The 412-nt window shown below is 63.1% G+C and carries 1 protein-coding gene; it reads left to right on the top strand.

Going from position 1 to position 412, the window contains the following annotated elements; all coding sequences use genetic code 11:
• Positions 1–412: Ig-like domain-containing protein (locus BKY26_RS19705; protein ID WP_169829074.1), on the top strand; the 412-nt coding region annotated here is incomplete at both ends.

Below are 412 nucleotides of genomic sequence, written 5' to 3'. Positions count from 1 at the left end.
GCTGATCGGCATCACCGATGCGTCGGTTCTTCAGGGGCGGCTGGTGGGGATCAATACCTCTCCCACGGCAGTCGCCGACACCGCCACCACCGACGAGGATAGCTCGGTTCTGATCGACGTGCTGGCCAATGACACCGACCCGGACACGACCGACACCCTGACCGTCGGATCGGCCAGCATCCAATCCGGGCTCGGCACGGTCAGCATCGCGGCGGATGACAGGTCCATCACCTATGATCCAGGCACGGCCTATCAATACCTCGCCTCCGGCCAGTCAGCGACCGTTGAGGTGCTTTATGAGGTGACGGATGGCAATGGCGGCACGTCATCGGCGGTCGCAACGGTGACCGTGAATGGGATCAGTTCCACCAACGACGTGGACAGCGACCTGACGGGTGACGGAACGTCGGAC

It is taken from the genome of Nioella sediminis (assembly GCF_001879695.1).
GTDB classification, from domain to species: domain Bacteria; phylum Pseudomonadota; class Alphaproteobacteria; order Rhodobacterales; family Rhodobacteraceae; genus Nioella; species Nioella sediminis.
Note: the sequence above shows the minus strand (reverse complement) of the source record. Positions and strands in the feature narration are given on the sequence as shown.